This window comes from Streptomyces azureus (assembly GCF_001270025.1).
GTDB lineage: Bacteria > Actinomycetota > Actinomycetes > Streptomycetales > Streptomycetaceae > Streptomyces > Streptomyces azureus.
In genome coordinates this window covers 1-1673 of sequence record NZ_DF968434.1, presented here as the reverse complement: position 1 = coordinate 1673, position 1673 = coordinate 1, and the positions used below count along the sequence as shown (strand labels likewise).

2 protein-coding genes and 1 pseudogene are annotated in these 1673 nt (G+C 64.0%); 1 reads left to right on the top strand and 2 read right to left on the bottom strand.

All coding sequences use genetic code 11. From position 1 onward, the window contains the following. A pseudogene (locus tag AOQ53_RS46975) lies at positions 1–239 on the bottom strand (hypothetical protein); the annotation flags it as partial. A gap of 269 nt (positions 240–508) precedes the next feature. Then, positions 509–844 (bottom strand): hypothetical protein, encoded by a 336-nt coding sequence (locus AOQ53_RS44295; protein WP_148640419.1) that lies wholly within the window; start codon positions 842–844, stop codon positions 509–511. Between the two features lie 186 nt (positions 845–1030). Between AOQ53_RS44295 and AOQ53_RS42210 the strand changes: the two genes are divergently transcribed. Continuing rightward, positions 1031–1486, top strand: coding sequence for a transposase (locus AOQ53_RS42210; RefSeq protein ID WP_078945654.1), 456 nt, complete (start codon positions 1031–1033; stop codon positions 1484–1486). Positions 1487–1673 lie beyond the last annotated feature (187 nt).

The window sequence follows — 1673 nt, the reverse complement described above, 5'->3', positions numbered from 1 at the left end:
GGAGACTGCGTCGACGGCGTACCCCCGTAACCTCCCGGCGCATCCAAGTCGTCGCCGTAACCACCGTCGTCGCCGCCGTGACCGCCGGGCTCACGGTCACCGCCGGAGGCGGAGCCGTGGGGAGCACCGTGCGATCCGTGCGTGCTCGCACGACTGGTGTTCACGGGAGTCTCGGCGGGCGAGTCCGCCAACGCCGGAATGCCATACAGGGGCACGATGCCCGTCGCGGCGACGGCCACGACCAATCCCCTGCTCAGTTTCTGTCGCAATCTCGTCGTCTTCCTGCTCGTAGAAAGGGTAGAAGCCAGCCCTGGAGTGGAAAGAACTGGTCCAGGACCGGACCGGGCCACAGCCCGTCGGCCGGTGCACTTACGAGGGTTGATCACTGCCGGACCGGCACAGGTGCTGTGCGGAATCTGTACGCCTTGCATGCCGGGGATCGAGGGGGGCGCCTGCCGCAGGAGTTGGGCCTCGGGTGGTGCATCACACGCCTGCGTCGGGTTCCTCATCAGCTCTTTCCCCTTCTCTTACGGCTCTGTCTTGAAATGGCTTCCCTTCTCCCATAGTCCGCCTCCGCTTGTTCTGGCTGGTCCAGTGAGGGGATCCGGTGAAGTGCCAGTACCGGCAGGACGTGCAGCGGTAGATACGGTTCGGGGTTCTTCTCCAGCAGTGGCTGCTTGACCAGCCAGAACCTCGCCTCGAATTCAGCACAGAACGACGCTTTACCTGTCTCAGGCCATCGAGGCGAGATGATCGTATCAGCGACTTTCCCTACGAGGTGCGATTCAAATCGCATTTTCTCTTCACAGAGGGCAGCCTGATAGCGGATCAGCAGGAATTCCATCAAGCAGGTGACACCCTTACGGATGAGTAATCATCGGCTTTCATCCGCATGACGCCGCGCGGCGACCGACATGAATTGGGCTGATCGGATGATGGTCCCGCACTTGGTTCGTGGCGGCCAGGACCCGGCCCGCCCCACGCCACGACGTACACACACCATGCAGGACGCAATGAGGCCCCCACCGAGATGCGCGGAAAGGTGACAGCAGGCCAGATGGGTCTCATGAGAGGGGTCCTGACGACGCCTGCCCCGAGGAGGTACCCGCTGGAATTGCGTGAGCGCGCGGTGCGGACGTACCGGACTGCCGAGCCGAACGTGATCGGTCGCATGGCCGAGGAACTCGGCGCGCATCACGAGACCCTGGGCAACTGGATGAGGCAGGCCGAGGCCGACGCCGGTGACGGCCTGCTCACCACTGAGGAGAAGGAAGAGCTCGCCCGGTTGCGGCGCGAGGTGCGGGAACTATGCCGTGCTAATGAGGTCCTGCGGACGGCCTCGCCGCAACTCGGCTGCCTGCCGCCGTACGGCTTCCCGACGCAGGCGCCCCGCAGCGGTCACCCCGCCCCCACCGCGTATCTCACACGGCACGAGATGCAGCCCGTAGTGCGAGCCCATCAGGCACATCGACAAAGATCACCCTGACGAGCCGAAGTCAGTACTGGGGACGGCAACACTGGTCCTGACGGTTCTTGATCGATGGTGGAGCGGTGTAGCCGCAGAACATCACTAGGGCCTGTGTGACGTCGTGATCAATCGGCTGCTGCAGGAGATCTCCGAGCCAGATCATCGAAGCGCGGAGTTCGAGGCCGGCGAGGTAGCTCTCGGGCGT